This is a genomic window from Umezawaea sp. Da 62-37, assembly GCF_032460545.1.
Lineage (GTDB): Bacteria > Actinomycetota > Actinomycetes > Mycobacteriales > Pseudonocardiaceae > Umezawaea.
This window is the reverse complement of the sequence record NZ_CP135965.1, coordinates 1,174,454-1,197,731: the sequence shown is the minus strand read 5'-3', so window position 1 is coordinate 1,197,731 and position 23,278 is coordinate 1,174,454. Positions and strand designations below refer to the sequence as shown.

The window sequence follows — 23,278 nt, the reverse complement described above, 5'->3', positions numbered from 1 at the left end:
CAAGCTTGTGGTTCGGCCGCGTTTCCCACCACCTCGAGTGGCGGAACCGGTGTTCCGACGTCTGCATCTGGAACCGCGCCTCGCCGGCCAGCGTCAGGTCCACCAGGATGTGTGCCGGGCAATGTCCTGCGGCGTCTCGGCATCGCAACGCGGCCGAACACCGTTGAACGGCCGTTAAGCGCAGGAGATAGAACGAGTACTCACTCCGGCGAGCTGCCGCCACGCTCACTTTGAAGCCCGTCGCTGGGTTCTGGTCCACCTAGCACCGTCGGTACCGGCACCAGCCGCAGCATGTCCTGTGCTTCTCCAGATGCTGCGGTCTCCTGGCGATGATCATCAACCGTCCATCCTTTCGGCCACACACACCACTTGACGGACGCTGCCGCTGCCGCAGCTCCCTTCATCACCGCGACATCAGTGAAGGTCGCCTTGCCGAACCGCGCGCTGCTGTCGAAGGTCGCTCCGTCGAACCACGCGCTGTTGGCGAAGGTCGCTCCGCTGAACCCCGCGTCGCGGGTGAAGGTCACTTCGTTGAACAGTGCGCTGCTGGCGAAGGTCGCTTCGTTGAACCACGCGCTGTTAGCGAAGGTCGCTCCGCTGAACCCCGCGTCGCGGGTGAAGGTCACTTCGTTGAACAGTGCGCTGCTGGCGAAGGTCGCCCCGTCGAACAGCGCGTCGCTGGCGAAGGTCGCATTGCCGAACAGTGCGCTGCTGGCGAAAGTCGCATCGCCGAACCGCGCGACGCCAGCGAAGGCCGCTTTGCCGAACAGTGCGTCGCCAGCGAAGGCCGCTTTGCCGAACCGCGCGTCGCCAGTGAAGGTCACCCCGTCGAACCGCGCGTCGCGGGTGAACGTCGCCTTACCGAACCGCCCGTCGCGGGTGAACGTCGCTCTGCCGTACCACGCGTTGCCGGTGAACGTCGCCCCGTCGAACCGTGCGTCGCGGGTGAACGTCGTCTCGTCGAACCGTGCGTCGCGGGTGAAACTCGTTCCGTCGAACCCCGCGTTGCCACTGAAGGTCGCCCTGCTGAACCCCGCTTTGCCGGTGAACGTCGTCCCGTCGAACCCCGCGTTGCCACTGAAGGTCGCCCTGCTGAACCCCGCTTTGCCGGTGAAGGTCGCTCCGCCGAACAGCGCGTCGCCGGTGAAGGTCGCCCTGCGGAACAATGCGCTGCGGGTGAAGGTCGTCCCGCTAAACCGTGCGTCGCGGGTGAAACTCGTTCCGTCGAACAGCGCGTCGCCGGTGAAGATCGCCCCGCGGAACAGCGCGCTGCCGGTGAACTGCACGTCGGTGAAGGTCGCGTGCCGGATGGTGAGGCGGTTGGCGTGGAAGTCGATGAGGGTGGCTCCGGTGAGGTCGAGGTCGTAGCCCTCGGCCCAGTACCGGGGATTGGTCGGCTGGTCGGTGGTCTCGACGGGATTAGGGCAGAGATGGGTGGTGAGGATGCGTTGCGCGGTGAGCCGGACCTCGCGTTCTTGTCGTACCTGATCGGAGCCAGCGGTCGGTGTGGGTGGCGTGAGGTGGGCGCGGCGTGTGGCCGCGACGCCAGCGGCGACACGGTCGGCGGCGCTGCCGCGGCGTGCAGTTGCGGGCAGTCCGGTTCGGCGGGCCGCAGGCTGCTTGGGCGGCGGGGCGTAGGGGCTGCGCAGGTAGGCGCAGATGACGTTGATGATGGTCTGCCGCTGGTCGGGGTTGTCCTGGGCCACGCGTTCCAGGGCGTACAGGCCGCCGTGGCGGACCACCGCCTTGTCCGAGCCCAACTGCTCGACGGCCTTGAGGTACAGCTCGGTGATCCGACGGGCTGCAGCGTCGCGTTCGGTGGCGTCGGCTGTCCTGCGCTGCACGGCCAAGGTCAACTCGGCCGCGCGTTGGCGGCGGGCGGCCAGGAGCAACGCTGCGGCGCCGCCGGTGCCCACCAGCAGCGTGGCAGCGGTGCGGATCGCGTCCAACCGGTCGGGTGGCTCGGCCCCGGAGAAGTTGACCAGCAGCAGCACCGCCGCAGTGGCGCCCAAGCCCAGCAGGGAGACTCCGCCCAGCACGATCGCCCGCGGGGTCAGCGCCGGCATCACCTCTGTCCCCGGCTCCACGACCGGGCGGGATGGCGAGCCGGGATGGCGTGACCGCAGCTCCCCGAGCGCCACCGCGGCGGCCAGCAGCAGCACCGCGACCGGCACCATCCACCAGCGTCCCAGCCAAGACCACGCCGACGACCACCAAGCCCACGATCTCACCACCCAAGCCGCCGTGCTCAAGCCCGCAGCGGCCAGCAGCCAGGCCAGCACGCCCAAGCCGCGTCGACCGGCCACTACCTGCCGGACACGGGTTATCCGTCCGGCGGTACCACCGGCGGGGGCGTTGGTCGTGGTCGTCGAAGCAGTCGTCACGCACACGGCATCGGGAACTCACCCAGTGTGTTACTGCGGCCGCGACGCGATCCGTCGGCCAGGCGGGCGGCCATCACGTTCGATCCACTGCGCCGAGTCCGCATCGAGCACAACGTCCGCAGCTCCCTTGTCCGGCCGCGTCCAGCACAGTGCCGGAGACGTCGTTCGCCGGTTGCCGGGTGCACGATTCCCTGGCAGGACTCAGCCTCGCCCACGAACAGCTACCCCCACCATCAGGAAAACCTTGTCCGGCAAGGCCTCCTCTCGATCGCCCCCCCAAGGCACCTGCTGAACCGGGGCAAGGACCCTGCGCGACAGAAAGAAGACCGCGCTTACGACCGCGCCCCCGACCCACCTGGCCAGCTGACAGCCGACACCGCCGACCAAAGGTCAGAGCGCACTGGTCGGTATGGCTTCCGGGGTCGGTTAGCTCGCGGGATGATCATCCCGCGAGCAGACGACGTCTGGTGAGGCGAGTTGGTGGCGGCCGGTCCTGGTGATCGTCCTACCCGTGCTGATCAGCACTACCGCGTCGGTGATCGTGCTGGTCAGAGTGTTGGCGCCGGGGGTCGGCGCAGGCTCGGCTCGACACGGTGCGCACCGGGCTGGCCATCGGCGCGGGCATCGGCGCCCTGATCACCCTCGCCCTGGCACTGCGCCGCCAACAGCGCACCGAGCACGACGCCGCCGAACGGCGCCTGACTGAGCTCTACGCTTCGTTCGGATCAGGTCTCGGGTATCGCTCGGAACGCGCGGCGTAGGTGGACCTGGCACTGGTGGATGGACTCGACCATACGGGGTTGCCAAGACCTCCCGATGCGGTCGAACCCCAACAGTCGCTCCTCGGGCAGAGCGTAGAAGTCCGACGGGTCTTCGAGAATGTCAGTTTCGGCCAGCGTTCGAGTAAGACGCCACTGACGGCGTAAGCTGGCCGCAGTTTTGCGGCTTGGTGAGGCCACATGGGTGATCCTTCTGGGTGATGGCAGGAGAACGGCGGCTCGCCCTCAAACTGTGTGATGTGAACGCAGCGCGTGACGGCATTTCCGTGAGTTGGATCGACTCGCCACAGGTCGAGGCCATTGCGGCCATCATCGATTTGGGCGATGCCCACCGTAGGACGCTGGGCATGTTGCCCCATGAGGTGTTCTACGAGGCGGCGAGCAAGCAATGTCTGGTAGCGGCGTTCGACGCTGGCTCGGTGGTGGGGACTTGACCCTGGATGTTGGACACCAGACACACTTGGATCCTGACAATCCGGGTGGACAGGAGTCCCGTTCAGATGGTGATGAAGCACTACCCGCCCGAGTTTCGGGCCGAGGCGGTCGCGCTCTACCGGTCCCGGCCGGGTGCGACGATCAAGTCGGTGGCTCAGGACCTCGGGGTCAATCACGAGACGCTGCGCAACTGGATCCGGCTCGACGACGCGCAGAGCTCCGAGGCACCCGCCGCGGCCGGGGCGGCTCCAGTGGCCCGGGCCTCGCCGGAGGACGAGAACGTCGCGCTGCGCAAGCGGATCCGCGAACTCGAGGAGGAACGCGACATCCTGCGCAAGGCGGCCCGGTATTTCGCGGGGGAGACGCGCTGGTGAACCGCTTCAGGTTCGTCTCCGAGCACCAACGCCGTCACGGCGTCAAGCGGTTGTGCCAGGTCATCGGCCTCGCCAGATCCAGCTACTACCACTGGAAAGCCACCCAACCCGACCGGGCCGCCCGCGCCGCGGACGACGCGGACCTGGCCGCCCGCATCCGCGTCATCCACCGCGAGTCGGCCGGTACCTACGGTGTCCCGCGCGTCACCGCCGAGCTGCACGACACCGGAGATCGCGTCAACCACAAGCGCGTGGCCCGGGTAATGCGGGAGGTCGGCCTGGCCGGGGTGCGGTTGCGCCGCCGGCACCGCACCACCCTCGCCGACCCGGCGGCGGTCAAGGCCCCGGACCTGCTCGGCCGCGACTTCACCGCGCAGACACCGAACGCCCGCTACGTCGGCGACATCACGTATCTGCCGATCGCCGACGGCACGTTCCTCTACCTGGCCACCGTGATGGACCTGTGCTCGCGCCGCCTGGTCGGCTGGGCCGTGGCCGACCACATGCGCGTCGAACTCGTCCTCGACGCCCTGCACGACGCCCGACGCACCAGAGGCAGCCTGGCCGGAGCCGTGTTCCACAGCGACCACGGGGCCCAATACGGCGCCCGAGCCTTCGTCGATGCCTGCCGGACCGCCGGGGTGACCCGTTCCATGGGCGCGGTCGGCAGTTCCGCCGACAACGCCGCCGCCGAAAGCCTCAACGCCTCCTTCAAACGCGAAACCCTCCAAGGCGCCCAGAGTTGGGACAGTGCAAGGGAAGCACGGTTGGCAGTATTCGGCTGGGCGCACCGCTACAACACCCGACGACGCCACTCCCACCTCGGCCAGAAGTCCCCGATCGACTACGAGAACACCCTCATTCCGGCACCGGCTACGCTGACCCACGCCGCATGATCCCGTGTCCAACATCCGGGGTGAAGTCCCGTGGGGTATGCGCTCATCAGGTTACCGCGACGCGAGATCTCGTTGACTCACTTGTGTGTCGATCCGGCAGCGCGTGGTCGTGGTGTTTCGGAGCAACTTCTGGCTGCGGTCGGATCCGCGCATGGTGATCGGTTGGGTATTCGGGCCAAGTGTCGGGATGACTACGGCCTCGACTCCACATGGAAGAGGCTGGGCTTCGCGGCACGTGCAAAGACCCACGGCCGCGGTGTGGACCAAGCCCCCATGACGGTCTGGTGGCGCGACTACGGCCACCCGGACCTGTTCACCGCGATCGAGCAGCCGACGGTGCTGCACGCCGGCGTGGACATCGACATCCTCATGCAACTCCAGGGCCGTTTTGGCGGGCCCGAGGCAGAGCAGTCGCAGATTCTGATTGCTCCTCACTTGCAGGGACGCTTGGAACTCGTGATAACTCCGGCCATTCGCCGTCGAGCCAGCACCCCAGGATACGAGGGAGTGGACACTGTTGTTGCGCTGGCGATAAAACGTCAGGGGCCGCCCGAAGAGGCCCGGCGTCTACACGACGAGATCACACGTCACTTGCACGACACCAGGGCCTCTGGCGGCCCGGTAGTCGACGACATCGACGTGTGGCAGGTCGCGGAGGCGGCAGCGGCCAAGCTGCCCGTCTTCATGACGTGGAAAACAGATGTGCTTGATCGGGTAGGGCCGGTGATCAAGAGGCTGACAAAGACGGAGATCCTCATCCCGTCCTATGTCGTCACTCGCTTGGACAGCATCACCGATGCTGCCGCCTACCAGCCACAGGCATGGCAAGGCAGTTCCTTCACCAGTGTGCGAGCCGGAAGCGACATCGAGTCCTACCTACCGGTCTTCGTCACCCTGGAGGAAGAAGGAGGTGAAGACCTCCGCCGGATGCTACGTGAACTGGCTCGTTCGGGAACGCCGTGTTGGCTGATCCGATCCGATGACGGTGAACCACTCGCTTGCTACGCAACCGAAGCACGGGGGAGTGCCTTGGTCGCGCTCGTCCTTCGGGTGAACCCGACTCATCGGCTTGCTGCGACGGTGGTACGTCAACTGTTGTGGGTTCTCCGAATGGAGGCAAGGTTGGCAGGGGCGAACCTGCTGACCATCGATGATCCTCATTTGCCGGGACTGGTGCGGGAGATGTGTGACTACGAGGGCGGGACTTCACCCCGGATGTTGGACACGGGATCATGCGGCGTGGGTCAGCGTAGCCGGTGCCGGAATGAGGGTGTTCTCGTAGTCGATCGGGGACTTCTGGCCGAGGTGGGAGTGGCGTCGTCGGGTGTTGTAGCGGTGCGCCCAGCCGAATACTGCCAACCGTGCTTCCCTTGCACTGTCCCAACTCTGGGCGCCTTGGAGGGTTTCGCGTTTGAAGGAGGCGTTGAGGCTTTCGGCGGCGGCGTTGTCGGCGGAACTGCCGACCGCGCCCATGGAACGGGTCACCCCGGCGGTCCGGCAGGCATCGACGAAGGCTCGGGCGCCGTATTGGGCCCCGTGGTCGCTGTGGAACACGGCTCCGGCCAGGCTGCCTCTGGTGCGTCGGGCGTCGTGCAGGGCGTCGAGGACGAGTTCGACGCGCATGTGGTCGGCCACGGCCCAGCCGACCAGGCGGCGCGAGCACAGGTCCATCACGGTGGCCAGGTAGAGGAACGTGCCGTCGGCGATCGGCAGATACGTGATGTCGCCGACGTAGCGGGCGTTCGGTGTCTGCGCGGTGAAGTCGCGGCCGAGCAGGTCCGGGGCCTTGACCGCCGCCGGGTCGGCGAGGGTGGTGCGGTGCCGGCGGCGCAACCGCACCCCGGCCAGGCCGACCTCCCGCATTACCCGGGCCACGCGCTTGTGGTTGACGCGATCTCCGGTGTCGTGCAGCTCGGCGGTGACGCGCGGGACACCGTAGGTACCGGCCGACTCGCGGTGGATGACGCGGATGCGGGCGGCCAGGTCCGCGTCGTCCGCGGCGCGGGCGGCCCGGTCGGGTTGGGTGGCTTTCCAGTGGTAGTAGCTGGATCTGGCGAGGCCGATGACCTGGCACAACCGCTTGACGCCGTGACGGCGTTGGTGCTCGGAGACGAACCTGAAGCGGTTCACCAGCGCGTCTCCCCCGCGAAATACCGGGCCGCCTTGCGCAGGATGTCGCGTTCCTCCTCGAGTTCGCGGATCCGCTTGCGCAGCGCGACGTTCTCGTCCTCCGGCGAGGCCCGGGCCACTGGAGCCGCCCCGGCCGCGGCGGGTGCCTCGGAGCTCTGCGCGTCGTCGAGCCGGATCCAGTTGCGCAGCGTCTCGTGATTGACCCCGAGGTCCTGAGCCACCGACTTGATCGTCGCACCCGGCCGGGACCGGTAGAGCGCGACCGCCTCGGCCCGAAACTCGGGCGGGTAGTGCTTCATCACCATCTGAACGGGACTCCTGTCCACCCGGATTGTCAGGATCCAAGTGTGTCTGGTGTCCAACATCCAGGGTCAAGTCCCGACTTGTATCTGAACAAGGGCACGTATCACGCGGTGATCGTGGATGGCGCGGCTGATATTGCCCAGCTCAGCGCACGGGTCGACTCGGCGCTGGGCGCTGTCGGCGTCCTGGGAACGACCAGCAAACCGAACGCGTCCCTGTCTCCTGTCGCTGCGGCACAGTACGAAAAGTTGTGGTGGCCGGCCAAGATCCTGGACTCGCGTCTGCCGACCTACGTGATCCCGATTCAACCCATGTGGAGCACTGGCCTGCTGGGAGAGCCTGCGCCGGTGACACCCTCTCTGTCAGACTGGCGTGAGACACAGAGCCAACCAAGACTTCTGTGGAACATGTAGGGCGAAGACGGGAATCCTGGGACTGTGACGTTGAGTACCGCCGATCTACGGGCCGATGATGATCCGATGGGCAAGAAAAAACAGGGACCTCGTGCGGGTCAGCCGAAACGCCGGACGTTCACCGCCGCCTACAAACTGGCGATCGTGGAGGAATACGAGAGTCTGACCGAGCCCGGCGCGAAGGGCGCGTTGTTGCGGCGGGAAGGGCTGTATCACTCGCATCTGATCGATTGGACCCGAAGTCGCGATGCGGGCGGCCTGGACGCCCTGGCCGCGAAACCCTCGGGCCCGAAAGGCAGGTCCGCGGCGGAGAAGGAGACCGACAGGCTCCGTGCCGACAACGAGCGTCTCGCCCGCGAGCTGGCGAAGTCGCAGGCGGTGGTGGAGATCATGGGAAAACTGCAAGGGCTCTTGGAAACGATCTCCGAGGGCACGGACACCGACCGCAGGTCGACAAGCTGATCGGTAACGCCTTCGACGAGCTGGAACCGTTGCTGGGCACCAAACCGGGGTGCGCGTTGGTCGGGAAGTCCAGGGCGACGTTGTACCGCCGTCGCAACCCGACACCACCGGTGGCCGGACCGCACCGTCCACCGGCGCCGCACCCGGCGAGCCTGTCCGCGGCAGAACGCGCGCAGGTGCTGGACGTGTTGCGGTCACCCAGGTTCGTGGACAAGGCCCCGGCGCAGGTGTGGGCCACCCTGCTTGATGAGGGCCGCTATCTGTGCTCGATCTCCACGATGTACCGGTTGTTGCGCCGGGCGGGTGAGGTCCGTGAGCGGCGGGCGCAGGCCACCCATCCCGCGAAGGTCAAGCCGGAGTTGGTGGCCACCGCACCCGACATGGTCTGGAGTTGGGACATCACCAAACTCAAGGGCCCGGATCGGGGCGTGTACTACGACCTGTTCGTCATGCTCGACATCTACTCCCGCAAGGTCGTGCACGCGATGGTCGCGTCGACCGAGACCGCGGAGCTGGCCGCGAGGTTCATCACCGACGCCATCGCCGCCAACGGCGGGACGATCCCCGGCGTGGTGCACGCCGACCGCGGCACCTCCATGACGTCGAAGAACGTCGCCATGCTGCTGGCAGACCTGGGTGTCACCCGCTCGCATTCGAGGCCGCACGTGTCCGACGACAACCCCTACAGCGAGGCCCAGTTCAAGACGTTGAAGTACTGCCCGGCGTTCCCCGGCCGGTTCGGGTCGATCGCCGACGCCCGCGCGTTCAGCCACCGGTTTTTCCAGTACTACAACCACGAACACCGCCACAGCGGGATCGGCCTGCACACCCCGGCGTCGGTCCATGACGGCACCGCCGCCACCGTCTGCGCCGAACGCGCCCGAGTCCTGCACGCGGCCTACACCGCCAACCCGGACCGGTTCCACCGCGTACCGACCCCGCCCCGGCTGCCCGCAGCGGCCTGGATCAACGAACCACCTCAGGAAGACGAGAAGGCAGAACACGACCCAGAACAAGCATCCTGAGCTGTCTCAACGCCATTGACAGGTTCCGACACCGCGACCTCTTCACCTGGCGCTGGGTCGAGAGCAGGTGTACTACCGACGCCCAGGAAACAACCGCCTTACCGCACCAGCCAGAATCGTGTGGTACCAGAGTCAACATCCGCAACTCGGGCCCGCACGGTTCATCGGAGTGTCCAGTTTGGACTCTCTTCACCTGGATACCCCTGAAGCACTGCACGACGCGTTCGGGCACTACGGGGTGTTTTCCCTGGAAGACATCCGTAGGGCAGCTCAGCGCACTGGCATAGCGCAGGCCGTGCAGTTCTCCAACACCGAGATCTTCACCCATCCCGTCAGTCGCCGTGCCTACGACCGGTTGCCCGAACATCTCGTCCGACCTCGAGGTTTCCAGTCGCCGACGTTGATCTCACCGGAGGTGTTCGGGAGGCTCTACGAACTGGGGATGCCGTCGAGCGCTCTGATGACCGAGGGAACGATCATGTAACAGTCGAACAGGTGTTCGTCCGTGGTGTCTAGGGGAGGGAGGCGGGGACGCGATAGTGTCCCCGCCGTGACTAGAAGGATCACGACGGCGACCTCACTGGGCGCGTCCACGTTGTCGAGGCCGGTTGTGATCTCCTTACGTCCTCGGTTCGCTGACGCGATCCTGTCCGGGGGCAAGACGGTCGAATTGCGACGGCACAGGATGGCAGCGCCGCTGGGCACACTGCTGATCATCTACTGCAGCGCCCCTGTGATGGCTGTCGTCGGTACGGTTCTGCTCGAGGAACGCGATACCGACACTCCTACCGCGTTGTGGAGGCGGTACCGCGACCACATGGGCCTGTCCCGTGCCGAGTTTCGCGAATACCTCAGTGGACTTGCCATGGCCACAGCCTTGACGCTGCGTGACGCGCAGCCGTTAAAGGCACCCTTGCCGCTTCGAGACCTTCGTCGCGACGGATTGTTCCAGCCTCCGCAGAGCTTTCGCTACCTGTCACCGGCCGATCCTGCAGCCCTGCAGGACCTCTTGGGTGATTCGTCGCGGACTCCGAGATCATCTCGGGTGTGACTTGACCCTGTTTCCTGGCGGAGTCGGTTCAGTTGACCGAAAGGCCCGCTGAGGTACGTTCGGACAGTTCGCGAACCAACTTTCGCAGGTAGTCAGCTTGCGGCCAGTATCGGAGTTCGCATAGGACACTGAGCTGAGCCAACTGCTCGATCAATGCGAGTGCGAACTGATTTTCCGGATGTTGGGCGTTCATCAGGGGAATCACCAGAGCTGTGATTTTCCTGTCGAAATTCGCTGTGCTCGTTTCGTGATCCATGAGTTCCAGCAGGACATGGCGGGCTCGTTCACGAAGGTCTTCGTGGGACGGTAGGTCTGTCGCAATGTCGATGAGAGCGCCGATCATGTTGCTAGCGCGAGATGAAGTGCGTCCAGAAAGCATCTGATCGTCGAACTTGTCTTCGGCGAGACGTGGCACACGGTAGCCGTACACGTTCTCGAGCACGATGACCGCATCGTGCTGTTGCCTGGTCAAAGTGGACACGACGCGCACCAGGCAGTTCTGCGCCCACTCCGTTTGCCCGCCGGTGTGCTGGGTCCATTCAGTCAGGAGGTGCACTGCAGCAACACCCTGACGACCCGAACTCTGACCGGCCAGATCGATCGAGTACTTCACCAGCTCTGCGACACGGGCGTTCTCGATGTACATCGGCATCAGGGCCTGTGCGAGCTGTCGGATGTGATCACCAGGACCGAGCCTGAGCAGACGTAGGGCACGGTCCGCGATCATCGCCTGAAAATGGGGAGCTCGGATGGCTACATCGTCATGCAACAGGTCCAGGGCCAGTGCGGCACCCGGCAACGTGATGGAGTTGATCATACCGTCATGATCAACCTGCTCGATCAAGGTCATCAGATCGGATCGCATGTGTTCACGGTCGGTAAAGAGCCGACCTGCTGCCAACAGCCAAGTGTTGCGCCAATGCGGAGAGCATGCGATTCGCACGAGTCGTTTAAGGATACCGTCGGTATCCCCGGCGGTAATGGCTCTGGCCGCCATGAATTCCTGCAAGCTGCGTACTTCGAATCCCACCGCGCTTTGCCGCAAGGGGACCAACAGAACGAGTCGATGGGTACTCGCCTTCACCAGGCGATGGGCAAGATCGGAAGCCACCGCCCCGACATGCCCCTCGGCGAGCAGGCGACCCTCGGCCATTCTCAGCAGCTCGTCCTGTGCAAGCAACGACTGCGCCTCACCGTTGCGCTCCGCCTGGATGTGCAGGCGAAGAGCCACTGCCTCGTGCAGGGCGTGCACGTGCACTCGCTGTTCGTCCAGCAATGCTGCGGTCGGCCCTGGCTTCGCGACCTCACGGCCGTAGATGGTGTCGTAATAGGCGGCGAACAGCGTATAACGATCACGAGGTGCCCGTGACCGTCGTTCGAGTAGCAACGACATGATGGTGACCTGCAACGGCGATTGCATCAACCGTGCGGTGACGTGCTCGGTGGCGGCGGCGCGAACCCTGTCGGTGACCTCGTCGATCCTGTGCGGCGCGTCGGCATGACGGGCTTGCGCGAGCCGTTGCCCGTAATCGACTGCCTCTTCCACGGTCAGAAGCCGGAGTTCGAGGTGTTGGTAGTATATGGGCGAGAACTGCTCGGCATAACCCTGAGGGCGAGTGGTCGCCACGATGAGCACGTCCGCGTCCAGATCGGCGGCATCGACGAGGAACTCGTCGATGCCCTGGGTCACCGCTGACCGGGAGGACACCGCAGCGACCTCGTCCAGGCCGTCCAAGACGAGCAACCACGGCCAGTTGCGCAACCACATCCGCATGTCGTGTACGTCCACGCGTTCGCCGGCGCGGGATACTTCGGAGGCAAGATAGGCAAGAAGGCTTTCGGTCTTGTCTGCCGCGAGCGCGTCACCATAGGCGCTGAGATCGACCTGGATCGGCCATCGACGTGAGATGACCGGTGGCAGGTCGAGGCCGGATAGCCCATCCGACAGGGTTGTCAAGAGCGCAGCCGCGCGGGGTCCCAGACTGTGGGCGGGACGATCAGCCAACAGGGCGGCCCGGTATATCTGGCAGATGAGCTGTCCAAGCGTGCTCTTGCCCTGTCCCGGTCCGCCGACGACCACGAGGTGCGGGCTTGCGCAGCCTGTACTCGGCCGCCACACTTCGTTGCCGCGATTCACGACGAACGTCGCGACTGCGGGTATCTGCCTGGGCGGAGCATCGACGGTTACGGCAGGAAGATCGATGGCGACCTGGCTCAAGGGCAGAGGGTGATCGGATCGATCGCCTGCTTGGTCAAGTCGAACGTACTCTCCCGCCAGCATCGACTTCGTCACATGTCGAATTAGCGACGGACCAAGCCGAGCGCTTTCCGGCACCAGATCGACCAGCCGGGACAGGACATCGCCAGGAGTCGTCAGTGCGGCATAAGCCCTCCTGATGTTGGCGTGACCATCCAGGAAGCGGCAGATCTGGTCGTGATGCCACAGTGCCCAACCACTCAGTCCCATCGCCGCCGCAACGGTCTCGAGCACGTCGTTGACCTTGTCGATGCCACCCACGCCGGGTACGGGCGACAGGACTACGTTCGTCGCGAAGATCATGTACTCCGGTCGCCGGGTATTGCCGACTTCACGGCGTCGCCGGTCCAGCCACTGCTCGGCTTCGGCGCTGATCTCTGTGATCAACCAGGTAGCGTTCGCAGCGGGGTCTCGCGGGCGCTGAAAGAACTTGGCCTGGACGACTCCGTACCCGTCCCAGGGCTTGTGCGAGTTGGGATAGCGCGTCATCCCGTCGAACGTCGCTTCGCGGCCACCGTCACGGCCGTCGCCGAACACTTGGACGTTGGCGCCGAGAACCTGCACCGCCAAGCCTTGCACAAGGTGCTCGAACTCTCGCGTGCCAAGCCTCGCTAAATCGTAGTCCACCTCGCCATCCTGCCGCATCAGTCGACTATCCCTTCTAAGACGCGGACACCTTGCTCCGCTGATCTCCTACCCGATTCCACCTGACAGCACACGGCACCTCGGGCCGGCAACGAGCGTTTCGGTAACGAAGGTTCGCGTTGCACCTGGCCGATGAGACATCAGCCCTGGTTGATGACATCTTCTCCTGACTCGATCGCGGCGAAGGCGGCGTCCATCGGCAGGTGGGTGATGTCCCTGATCGTCCCAGGTCGGCGGGTACCGGCCTATCTCCTCGGAGGCGATGTCGGGGCGGCTCTGCAACGGAAACGATGTGGCGGAACTGGCCTGCAGCGAACGGGCTTTGTCGTCCGGTTCCGACCGGGGCAGGGTGAACGGCTCGAACCGGTTCTTCAGTTGGCCATCGGAGCGGATCGCCAGGTACGCGTTCTGGTAGCCCACGCGGAACAGCGGGATACGCAACTCGCTGCCGAGGAGGCGAATAAGGTTCAGAACTCTCGGCGCACATCATCACGCCCTGCCAGGATATTGTGCATCTCGCCGATGATCAGGACCCGCACGCCCACCGCCCGCCGCAGTCCGAGTGTGGCTTGCTCCAGTTCGGCGAGGCTTGGCGCATCGGTGCTCCCACTTGGCCTGCGGGGCGAGGTAGAAGCGGGTCACCGAGGGGTTGGAGGGCATCTGCACGGCCAGGACCGGGATCTGCTCCCGGTCCGGTGCGAGATCGGCGGATGCACCAGCCGGAACTTCTCGATGATCATCGACTCGCCGTCGTTCATCGGGCCGATCGGCAGCAGGTTCGGCATCCGCTGCTTGCCTCGGCCACCCGTAGGGCGTCTCCAGTCGCTCCAGCGCAGCCGTGGCCCGCGATCAGCTGATCCACCAGTCCGCGCACATGCCGCAGCCGTTCGTCATCTGGCAACCTGGCTGGCTGCTGGACGCTCTGACGCGAGGGCGATTTGCATTACGTTCGTCGAGCAGGGTTAAGGACGGTCGGCCTCACTTGAGTTCGTGTTGCCAGGAATTCACGGCTGCCGAGACGTCGGGATTTTGTGTTCCCTCGGCGTGAGCGGCGACCTCGGCCAGTTCAGCGGCGGCGGCGGCCCGGTCCCCGAGAGCGATGTGACCCCCGACCAAAGTCAGCCGGGCCGCCAGGGTCTGTTCATCCCCTGGCCCCAGAACCCGGATTAACCGCGGGAGCAAAGCGATCAACCCTTCCCTCGATTCCTCCACGGCTCCTCGTGCGAAGTATGCCGTCCATATCCCGACGAGGCTGCCCAGCGTGTCGGGATGGTCCGGTCCGAGTATCTTCTTCTGCAACGCCAGTGCGAGCTGGTACTGCACTATGCCGGCGTCGGGTTGTCCATACTTGGTTAGTTGAGTTGCCAGTACCTGCCGTATCCGGCCCACGGCAGACACCCGCTCAGGGGCCCAGCCGAGCGCGTTCGCGAAGCTGTGCATCTCCGCCGCGGCTTCTGAGAGCCATCCGCCTCGGATCAGGACGAGTCCGCGGACCTCGACCCGGTTGACGGTATCGGGGTGCGCCAGCCCCAATCTCGCCACGCTGTCGGTCACCACCTGGTACATCTCAGCTACTGCCCTCGCCAGGTCGCCGCGGGCCAAGGCGAGATTGCCGAGTACCTCCCGCACGCTGATGGCGGAGGGGTTAGTTGAGTCGACCCGAGACCAGGTGCGCAGCAAGGCTCGTAAATCAGCCTCGACATCCTCGCCCTGGGCCATGTGCGCCTGCGCAACGCTGAAAAGGGTGATGAGCCGGTCGGGATGCTCCGGCCCGAATATCCGGGCCTCGGCATCGGCCACCTCAGTGAACATCCGCAACGCCTGTGCCGCTTCCCCTGCCCGCAGGAGCACGACCGCCAGTTCGTGCTTGGCCTTCACCGCCACTGGTGATCCGACCCCTTGCTCGGCCCCTGCAATGTCCACCACGTCCTTCAACTCCTCCGCCGCATCAACGAGGTTGCCGATGGCGAACGCAGCTCGCGCACGTTCGTGGCGGGCAACCAGCACGTTCTCGCCGCGCTCGCCGAATATGGTGATCAGCAGCGGGAGGACTTCGGTGAACTCCGCATGGGCCCGCACGAATTGGCCCTGCTCGAGCAGGGCCATCGCGTGGTTATGCCAGGTTGTAAGGAATGTGTTGGCATTGGTGAAATCCGCGCGCAGTTCTCGTAGCGTGCGCTCGGCCTCATCGAGGCGGCCGGTCGCCTGCCACACCTTCGCCAGCCGTTGGCGCAGGATCGCGATGGTGTCCCGCTCGTGGGGGAGGTGGCGCCTCACCACCTCCAAGGCCACGGAATGCATCCGTTCGGCGACCGCCCATGACGCCGCTTCCTCGGCGTGCCGTCCGGCCCAGAACAGTGCGCCCGTTGCGTCGGAGGCACTATTGGTGGTTACCTCGGCTCCGCGTTCGGCCAGGAGTTCGCAGTGCGGCAGGAGAAGCTCCCACGATGCCCAATCCACCAGATTTGTCGTCTTGGTGACCTCGAACAGCAGCTTGTCACGTACCGGCACCCAGCGATCCGCCTGTGGTACGACGAGTTCACGGATGAACGAGTGCAGGACCAACGTGTCCGGGGTTCGCTCGGTGCGAACCAGCCCGAAGGCGATAAGGCCGTTCATCGCCGCTTCCAGCTCCTGCTCCGCACAGATCACGTCCGGCCGCAATAACCTCACGGGGATCGGTGCTGGAGCGAAGGTTGCCAACAGGTGGAGCAGTGATCGGCCCCGGACAACCCCCTGTGCCTCCAGCAGCGCGACCGATCGCTCCCACACCCGGGCTAGCACGTCCGCGCTTGCCGTGCGCCGCACCGTGTTCGAGAACTCCCGGTTCAGCGCCGCCGTGTACTGGGCGAATGTGTGTGGTGTGGTGGACTGCGGCAGCAGGACCGCTGTGCTGGTCTGGGCGAGGTAACTGCCTGCCAGGAACAACGCCAGCGGCAAACCGCCGAGCCGCTCGGCCAGCACCCGCGAATCGTCCGTCGAGTCGTCCGCCGACCTCGCGTCGGGTGCGATCTGGCACAACACCGCCCCACCGTCATCCACCGAGATCGGCAGGACTTCGCGCAGGGTCCACGCCCGCGGCCAGGAGTTGCGGCGCTGATCGCGGCTGGTCACCAGCACAGTACCCGTGCGCGGGGTACGGACCCAACCGTCGAGCAGCCCTGGCTCATCGGCGTTGTCGACCACCAGCAACCATCCGTCCAGTTCGGCAAGGGCCTGCCAGAGCAAGTCCTTCACCGCCGCTCCGGGGGAGCGCAGCATCTCCCTGGGTACACCGGCCTGCGCTGCCACCTCTGCCAGCCCTGTCACCATCTGCTCCCGCGACGACGCGTCCACCCACCACACCGTCCGCGCGTCCGCCGCGGCCACAGCGTGGGCGACCGTGCTCTTACCGCACCCGCCACCCCCGCACAGCACGACACAGCCGGTAACAGTCCGCAGTTCGGCGATCAAGGGGTCCCGGCCGCGCACGCGGTGCTGCACCAAATGCTCCGGGAAGGCGACCGACAGCTCGGACGGGGTGATGGTGTCGGAGTTGATGTGGACGTCGCCGTAGACGTCGCGTCCCTGGAAGAGGGCCCCGTGCAGGGTTCCGCTCATGCTGTTGCCGAAGTGCGATCCCACGTCCACCCCTTAGCCGCTCAACCTGTCTCGTATCGGGTTTGATGGAGAGCCTCCATCAAACCCGGTACTTGATAGGCGAAAGTGGACTCGGATGGACCGTTCGGTCGGATACCCGCGACACGTGGGCGGGATGTTCGTGCATGTGGGTGGGTGGCCCGGTTCCGGGAAGTCCACGCTGGAGGCAGCGCTCGAGCCCGCACCTGGGTCTGCCGGTGTTGGCGAAGGACGAGATCAAGGAAGCGCTCGTCGGTGACCGGTGCCGGCGACGCGGTCGAGCAGGCCCTTCGGGGTCCGACGGTCTGCGCCAGCTCGGATCTGCGTGGACTGCCTAGACCACGTGAGGACGCGCTCAACACGGCCCAGTGCAGGTGACGGTTGGGCTCCCGGCGCGCTCACCGGACGGCGAACGTGCCGGAAACCCGCCCCCTCGCTAGTTCGCGCAGACCGTCGCCCAGCCATCGACGCTCGGGAGCCGGTGGGCGACCCCGTTCACGGTGACCTCTCCGTAGATGCGCGAACAGTGGGCGTTCGCACCGGAAACATAGATGCCGCCCGCGTAGGTCGAGTACGTTCCCGAGTCGTACCAGCGGGTCTGCCAGTCCACGCGCTGAAGGATGATCTCGGTGTGGTGGTCGCCTCCGAGGTTGTCGAAGGTTTTCGCGCAGAAGGTGCCGCTGCCGGACCGGTCGAGCCAGAGTTGGACGTAGCCGGGCGTCCCGGACAGTTGGAGGGGCGGGAGCGGCGCGCCGTTGCACGTCGCGTACGGCCCGGCGTATCCGGGTGGGGCGTCGGCCGGGTCGGTCGCGGACGCGGTGGCCGCGCCGCCGAGCACTGCGGTCGCCACGATCCCGGAGACCGCGATCGCCGACGCTAGCCGTCGCTTCAGTCTGTTCATCGTCATTCTCCCTTTCCGTGCCAGCTTGGGCCAGCATCGCCGGTGATCGTGCCCGGCCATTCGTCAGGATTTCTGCAGGCAAGCTGGAAACGCCTGCTCAGCGGCCGTTGAGGGCTCTAACGCGGAGTTGCACCGCTACCCTGGGACGGGTCATGTGGAGGGGGACGGCCCGTGGGCACGGTGGTGCGGTTGCTGGGCGAGGTCGACGTGCTCGTGAACGGGCGTCCGGTCGCCCTCGGCACCCCGCGGCAGCGATGCGTCCTGGCGGTGCTGGCGCTCGAAGCGGGTCAGGTGGTGCGCGCAGACCGGCTGGTCGAGCGCGTGTGGGGTACGGACGCGACGCCTCGGACACGGACCACCCTGCACGGCTACATCTCGCGGTTGCGGGCGGCGCTGGTAGGCGCCGACGGAGTCACCCTCGTCCGCCGCTCCGGAGGCTACGTCCTGGTGGCCGAGCCCGAAGTGTCCACAGTGGACCTCTTCCGGTGTCGCGAGCTGCGAGCGAACGCCCGCGCCGACGAGGAGCGCGCGACGCCGCTGCTGACCGAGGCGGTGGGCCTGTGGCAGGGAGAAGCGCTGGTTGGGCTCGTCGGCGAATGGGTCGAAGTCGAACGCGAGCGGCTGGAGCGGGAACGGCTGGCCACGGTGCAGGATCTGGCCGATGCCCGGCTCCGGCTCGGGCTTGGGGAGGAGTTCGTGGACGAGCTGGCGGGGCGCGCCGAGGCTCACCCGCTGGACGAACGCACGGCGGCCCAGTTCATGTTGGCCTTGCACCAGGCCGGGCGGACCGCCGAGGCGCTGGACCACTACCGGCGGGTTCGTGCCCGCCTCGTCGAGGAGCTGGGCACCGACCCCGGCCGCGCGCTGCAGGAACTGCACCGCCGGCTCCTGACCACCAGGGCCGGCCAGCCAGGCCCACCACCGCGATCGGTGGTGCCGCGTGAGCTTCGCGCCGCGCCCGCATCGTTCGTGGGCCGCGCTGACGACGTACACCGGCTCGACGCCACACTGGAGGCCGCGAGGGCAGGCGGCACGATGATGCTCGCAGTCGTCCGGGGCACCGGTGGGCTCGGCAAGACCTGGCTGGTCCTGCACTGGGCGCATCTCCGGCTCGGCCGGTTCCCGGATGGCCAGCTCTTCGCCGACCTCGGCGGCTTCGGCGCCGGCGCACCGATGACGCCGGCCGCGGCGCTCTTCGGCTTCCTCACCGCGCTCGGCGTCGAGCCGGGTTCAATTCCGCCGGACCTGCATAGCCGGTCCGCGCTGTTCCGCACCTTGACCGCGGGCAAGCGGCTGCTGGTGGTGCTGGACAACGCCGCCAGCACCGATCAGGTATTGCCGCTGCTGCCTGGGGGTGCGTTCTGCGCCGTGGTCGTGACCAGCCGCAACGGGCTTGCGGGCCTCGTCGCGGCGCATGACGCCCGCAGCGTTGCGCTGGGGGTGCTCCCGGCGGCGGAGGCCCGGGAGCTGCTGGCTGCCCGGCTCGGTGCGGCCCGGGTCGACGCCGAGCGCGAGGCGGTCGACGAGCTGGTGGGCCTCTGCGGTGGCTTGCCGTTGGCGTTGAGTGTGCTCGCCAGCCGGGCCGGGGCGCGACTGTCCGCTCTGGTCGGGGAACTGCGGGAGTCGGGCCTGGACAGCCTGACCGACGACGACCCGGCCGCGAGCCTGCCTGCGGTGCTGTCCTCGTCGTACGACGCGCTGACCGAGGACGAGGCCACCGTGTTCGGGTTGCTGGCCCTTGCGCCGGGACCGGATGCCGCCCTGGCCACCGCGGCGAACCTGACCGGGCTGCCGCCAGCACGCGCCCGGGCCGTGCTGCGCGGCCTCGAGCAGATGTCGCTACTCGAGCACGACCCGGACGGCCGCTACCGGATGCACGACCTGGTCCGCGCCTACGCGGCCGAAACCGCACGGACGCTGCCCGGCGGCGTCCGGGACGCCGCCGTGCGCCGGGTCCTCGATTTCTGCGCCCACACCGTCTACCACGCCGGTCTGCTGCTGGACACACATCGCGGACCCGTCGATCTCACTCCGCCCGAAGCCGGTCCGTACGTCCTCGAGCTGCCCGGCGCCGAGGCCGCCATGGTCTGGTTCGAAGCCGAGCGCGCCACCCTGCTCGTCGCCCAGGACGCCGCCGCGAGCCTGGACCTGCACGAGACCGTGTGGTGGTTGGCCCTGTCGACTGACACGGCCCGCCAGCGGCGAGGCCATCGCGACGACCGTCTCGCGGGATGGCGGGCTGCGGTCCACGCGGCGACCTCGCTGCCTGGCCCGGCTCCCGCGCTCGTCGCCCATCGGCACCTTGGGCGCGCGTGCGCCGCGTTGGGACTGCGCGAGGAGGCGGCCCGGCAGCTGCGGCGCGCCATCGGTCTCGCCGGAGACCACGACGACCGCTACGAACTGGGCCACGCCCACCAGGCACTCGCCCGGACGCTGGAGCGGCACGACGACGAGCTGGCGCTGACCCACGCCATCCGCGCGTTGCGCCTGTTCGAGAACCTCGGCCTGCCAGTGTGCACAGCCCACGGACACAATGCTGTGGGCCGGCACGCCGCCCGGCTCGGCGACCACGACACCGCCCGCGACCACTTCGGCGCTGCCCTGACTCTGCATCGCGACCACGGCAACGCCGCGGGGGAGGCCGACAGCCTCGACCGGCTTGCCCGCCTCGAACACGACGCGGGCAACCACGACAAGGCCAGCTGCCTCCACCGACGGGCGCTCACCCTCCGACGCGGGCTCGGCCACCTCCCGGCGTCCGCCGAAACGCTCGACCATCTCGGCCTTTCGCACGCCGCCCTCGGCCGGACCGGCGAAGCGCGCGAAGCGTGGCAGGAAGCTCTGGAGCTGTACCGGTGTCAGGGCCGGGTCGACGAGGGCGAACGGGTGGAGCAACAGCTCGGCGGGTTGGGAGCCGCTCGGCCCAGGCATACTCGAGTTTCCACTGTCCACCAAAAGGAGAAGAAATGAAGAAGATCCTCACGCTCGCCGGGCTCGTGGCCGCGGCGGCGGTCCTGGTGGTCGCCCCGGCGGCCGCGGCACAGCCGGCCGGGCCGGTGTCCCGGCCCGACTGCATCGGGTGCTGGGAGTAGTCCGGCCCAAGTCGGCACCGCCGCAGGAAGCGGCGATACGGGCTCATCGGATCACGCCGCGGAGGTGAAACACGTAAGACCTCGCCGGCACGAAGTTCCGGTCGCCACGAGCCCGTCGATGATCGGCGGCCAAGTCAGCGGCGGTCGCTCAGGTGCGCGCAGCGAATTCGGCGACCTCATCGCGGTCTGGTCTGCCACCGAGAAGATCGTCACGTGCCTCCGCTGCCACTGGCGGTAACGTGCCCGACCCAGTCGCCCTAGCTTGACTCTGTCGGTGATCTTGTCGTCGTCGAGGTCAGCTGCTCACAGCCCGCCGGGACTTCAGCCTGGGGAGCCCGTTCTGGTCCAGGAAGTCCTGGAAGGTGGTCGGTGGCCGGGGCGAGGTTGTTTCGCCGGGCGAGGACAGCCTGCTCAGGCGCTCGATGTTCACGGCGATTGCCGTGAACACATGTTGCAGGTGGGCCTTCGGCTGTCCCCTATAGCGGCACCAACGACCGGTGACCGGGCAGACCTGCGCTAATACCACGAAGGGAACTGGCGCGTGGTCAACCGGCACGCCCTACTCCTGCTGCGACTCGCCAAGACCGCGGGCGTGGACTCGGAGGACCTCGCCGACCACATTGAAACCTCCGCGCGCTGGGGCTGGTCATCATGCCGTGCTCATCGGCAGCGGCGTGATCAAGACTGCATCCGTGCATGGATCTCGGCGGACCCTCTGTCACCTGCGCGGATAAGGTTTTCGGCAGGCACAATGCCAAGAACAACATGACTCCCCGGATCGCGTGTCATCCCGCCTCTATGGTCCAATGCCACGTAGCTTAAGTTGATCATGGTGTTGTGTGGGGTTCTTGTTGTCGGTTCGGCGTGGTGACCTGGTGGTCGTGTCGGGGGCCGGCACGGTCTGCGGTGTGGACGCGGGTGTGGTGTCGCCGGATCAGGTGTCGTTGGGTGTGCTGGTGGCCGCGGTGTCACGGGACGCGGTGGATGACGCGGTCGCGGTGTGCGGTGTCGGCGCGAAACGATCGGACGGGAAACTGCCGCCGCATGTGGTGGCGTATCTGACGATGGCGCTGTGCCTGTTTCCCGAGGACGACTACACCGAGGTCGCGACCAGGGTCACCGGGTCGTTGGACCGGTGGGGATGCTGGAACGCGGACTGGGCCGTGCCGACCGCGAGTGCGATCACCCAGGCGAGGAAACGGTTGGGGCGCGGGGTGTTCCCGGAGATCTTCGAGCGGACCTGTGGTCCGGTGGCCGGTGACGCGTCGCCGGTGGCCGGGGCGATCGCGACGGGCCGGGGCCGGGGGTCGTGGTTGCGGGGATGGCGGGTGTTGGCGATCGACGGGTTCGACGTGGATGTGCCTGACACGCCGGGCAACGCGGCGGAGTTCGGATACGGCGGACCTACCGGGAAACGGTCGGCGTTCCCGAAGGCGCGGGTGGTGGCGGTGGCCGAGTGCGGCACGCACGCGTTCGTGGCCGCGGAGGTCGGTGCCTACGCGGTCGGGGAGAAGACCCTGGCCGGGCGGCTCTATCCGCGGTTGCGGCGGGAGGAGTTGCTGACCGCGGACCGGAACTTCTACGGGTTCCGCGCGTGGGGGCTGGCCGCGGGGACGGGTGCGGCGTTGTTGTGGCGGGCCCCGACCCAACTGCGGTTGCCGGTCGTGCGGGTCCTGCCCGATGGGACCTACCTGTCGGTCGTGGTCGATCCGGCGCTGCGTGGAGGGCGTCGGGAGAGGGTGATCGCCGCGGCCGTGGCCGGTGAGGAGCTCGATCCGCGGGAGGGGCACCTGGTCAGGGTGGTTGAGTACGACGTGCCCGACCGTCTCGGGAACGGGGAGGGCGAGTTGATCGTGTTGTTGACCACGATCACCGACCCGGCCCACGCGCGTGCCGACGAGTTGGCGGCGGCCTATCACCAGAGGTGGGAGCAGGAGACGGCGAACGACCAGCTCAAGACCCATCTACGTGGGCCGGGCCGGGTGCTGAGGTCGCGGCTTCCGGATCTGGTGCACCAGGAGATCTGGGCCTGGTTGATCGTGCATCACGCGATCACCGCGTTGATGGCCAGGGCGGCCGAGGCTGCCGATCTGGATCCGGACCGGCTGTCCTATACCGGGGTCCTGCGTCTGGTCCGTCGTTCCGCCACCGGGACGGCGGACATTTCCCCCTGAGTGCTGGGCGCGGGCTCTGCCCGGTGTGCTGGCCCGGATCGCGGGGCTGCGGATTCCGCCGCGCCGTGAACGGACATGTCCTCGTGCGGTCAAACGGTTCCGGCACAACAGTTACCGGATGAAAGAGCCCGACGAGCCCGCCAGTATCCGTCACGGCGGTCCTGCGACCGTCCGGCTGTATACCCTCAATCCCCAACAAGCATGATCAACTTAAGCTACGTGGCATTGGGTCATGGCCGGACCCAGTCGACGCCGATCGTAGCCAGCGATGAGGTGCTCGTGGGCGATGGTCGAGTCGTGTCACACCAGTCAGAACGGTGTTCGCGCGCCGAAACGTCT

The 23,278-nt window shown here is 66.8% G+C and carries 16 protein-coding genes and 1 pseudogene; 10 read left to right on the top strand and 7 right to left on the bottom strand.

Annotation, left to right across the window (positions count from 1 at the left end; translation table 11 throughout):
• Nucleotides 1–200: 200 nt before the first annotated feature.
• Nucleotides 201–2,177, bottom strand: coding sequence for a pentapeptide repeat-containing protein (locus RM788_RS04980; RefSeq protein ID WP_315930321.1), 1,977 nt, complete (start codon nucleotides 2,175–2,177; stop codon nucleotides 201–203).
• An 800-nt stretch (nucleotides 2,178–2,977) separates the two neighbouring features.
• On the opposite strand from RM788_RS04980, the gene RM788_RS04975 reads away from it, so the two are divergent.
• From RM788_RS04975 to RM788_RS04965, 3 genes are all read left to right on the top strand, one after another.
• Nucleotides 2,978–3,145: a hypothetical protein gene (locus RM788_RS04975; protein ID WP_315930320.1), complete on the top strand. Its 168-nt coding sequence runs from the start codon at nucleotides 2,978–2,980 to the stop codon at nucleotides 3,143–3,145.
• A 218-nt stretch (nucleotides 3,146–3,363) separates the two neighbouring features.
• Nucleotides 3,364–3,597, top strand: a complete 234-nt coding sequence (locus RM788_RS04970) for a hypothetical protein (protein WP_315930319.1) — start codon at nucleotides 3,364–3,366, stop codon at nucleotides 3,595–3,597.
• Nucleotides 3,598–3,663: 66 nt separating this feature from the next.
• A protein-coding gene (locus RM788_RS04965) for an IS3 family transposase (RefSeq protein ID WP_315926170.1) occupies nucleotides 3,664–4,868 on the top strand; the annotation gives its coding sequence in 2 pieces (ribosomal slippage) (nucleotides 3,664–3,955 and nucleotides 3,955–4,868; 1,206 coding nt in all).
• Nucleotides 4,869–6,098: 1,230 nt separating this feature from the next.
• Here RM788_RS04965 and RM788_RS04960 read toward each other — a convergent pair.
• Nucleotides 6,099–7,303, bottom strand: a protein-coding gene (locus RM788_RS04960) for an IS3 family transposase (protein WP_315926170.1) whose coding sequence is annotated in 2 segments (ribosomal slippage) — nucleotides 6,099–7,012 and nucleotides 7,012–7,303 — 1,206 coding nt in all. Because the reading frame shifts where the segments join, the coding sequence is not laid out codon by codon here.
• A 78-nt stretch (nucleotides 7,304–7,381) separates the two neighbouring features.
• Between RM788_RS04960 and RM788_RS04955 the strand changes: the two genes are divergently transcribed.
• The 4 genes from RM788_RS04955 (at nucleotide 7,382) to RM788_RS04935 (ending at nucleotide 10,252) form a co-directional block, all read left to right on the top strand.
• Complete coding sequence (locus tag RM788_RS04955) at nucleotides 7,382–7,714, top strand: hypothetical protein (RefSeq protein ID WP_315930318.1); 333 nt, start codon at nucleotides 7,382–7,384, stop codon at nucleotides 7,712–7,714.
• Nucleotides 7,715–7,744: 30 nt separating this feature from the next.
• A protein-coding gene (locus RM788_RS04945) for an IS3 family transposase (RefSeq protein ID WP_399345362.1) occupies nucleotides 7,745–9,201 on the top strand; the annotation gives its coding sequence in 2 pieces (ribosomal slippage) (nucleotides 7,745–8,107 and nucleotides 8,110–9,201; 1,455 coding nt in all).
• Nucleotides 9,202–9,370: 169 nt separating this feature from the next.
• Nucleotides 9,371–9,685: a hypothetical protein gene (locus RM788_RS04940; RefSeq protein ID WP_315930317.1), complete on the top strand. Its 315-nt coding sequence runs from the start codon at nucleotides 9,371–9,373 to the stop codon at nucleotides 9,683–9,685.
• Nucleotides 9,686–9,751: 66 nt separating this feature from the next.
• Nucleotides 9,752–10,252 carry an ASCH domain-containing protein gene (locus tag RM788_RS04935; protein WP_315930316.1) on the top strand — a complete coding sequence of 167 codons (501 nt, stop codon included), beginning with the start codon at nucleotides 9,752–9,754 and terminating at the stop codon, nucleotides 10,250–10,252.
• Nucleotides 10,253–10,280: 28 nt separating this feature from the next.
• On the opposite strand, the gene RM788_RS04930 is transcribed toward RM788_RS04935, so the two are convergent.
• The 4 genes and pseudogenes from RM788_RS04930 to RM788_RS04920 all read right to left on the bottom strand — a co-directional run bounded on the left by RM788_RS04930 (nucleotide 10,281) and on the right by RM788_RS04920 (nucleotide 17,673).
• Nucleotides 10,281–13,154: an NACHT domain-containing protein gene (locus tag RM788_RS04930; RefSeq protein WP_315930315.1), complete on the bottom strand. Its 2,874-nt coding sequence runs from the start codon at nucleotides 13,152–13,154 to the stop codon at nucleotides 10,281–10,283.
• Between the two features lie 48 nt (nucleotides 13,155–13,202).
• A pseudogene (locus RM788_RS52865) lies at nucleotides 13,203–13,894 on the bottom strand (TniB family NTP-binding protein).
• 238 nt (nucleotides 13,895–14,132) lie between these two features.
• The gene (locus tag RM788_RS04925) at nucleotides 14,133–16,778 is read right to left on the bottom strand and encodes a tetratricopeptide repeat protein (protein ID WP_315930314.1); all 2,646 of its coding nucleotides are present in this window, start codon (nucleotides 16,776–16,778) and stop codon (nucleotides 14,133–14,135) included.
• A gap of 430 nt (nucleotides 16,779–17,208) precedes the next feature.
• Nucleotides 17,209–17,673, bottom strand: coding sequence for a hypothetical protein (locus tag RM788_RS04920; RefSeq protein WP_315930313.1), 465 nt, complete (start codon nucleotides 17,671–17,673; stop codon nucleotides 17,209–17,211).
• 171 nt (nucleotides 17,674–17,844) lie between these two features.
• Between RM788_RS04920 and RM788_RS04915 the strand changes: the two genes are divergently transcribed.
• Nucleotides 17,845–20,643 (top strand): AfsR/SARP family transcriptional regulator, encoded by a 2,799-nt coding sequence (locus tag RM788_RS04915; protein ID WP_315930312.1) that lies wholly within the window; start codon nucleotides 17,845–17,847, stop codon nucleotides 20,641–20,643.
• Nucleotides 20,640–20,765, top strand: a complete 126-nt coding sequence (locus tag RM788_RS04910) for a hypothetical protein (protein WP_315930311.1) — start codon at nucleotides 20,640–20,642, stop codon at nucleotides 20,763–20,765. Before RM788_RS04915 ends, RM788_RS04910 begins: the two co-directional genes overlap by 4 nt.
• A gap of 295 nt (nucleotides 20,766–21,060) precedes the next feature.
• On the opposite strand, the gene RM788_RS04905 is transcribed toward RM788_RS04910, so the two are convergent.
• Nucleotides 21,061–21,195: a hypothetical protein gene (locus RM788_RS04905; RefSeq protein WP_315930310.1), complete on the bottom strand. Its 135-nt coding sequence runs from the start codon at nucleotides 21,193–21,195 to the stop codon at nucleotides 21,061–21,063.
• 445 nt (nucleotides 21,196–21,640) lie between these two features.
• Here RM788_RS04905 and RM788_RS04900 point away from each other — a divergent pair, with 445 nt between their 5' ends.
• Nucleotides 21,641–22,939, top strand: a complete 1,299-nt coding sequence (locus RM788_RS04900; RefSeq protein ID WP_315930309.1) for an IS4 family transposase — start codon at nucleotides 21,641–21,643, stop codon at nucleotides 22,937–22,939.
• Nucleotides 22,940–23,278 lie beyond the last annotated feature (339 nt).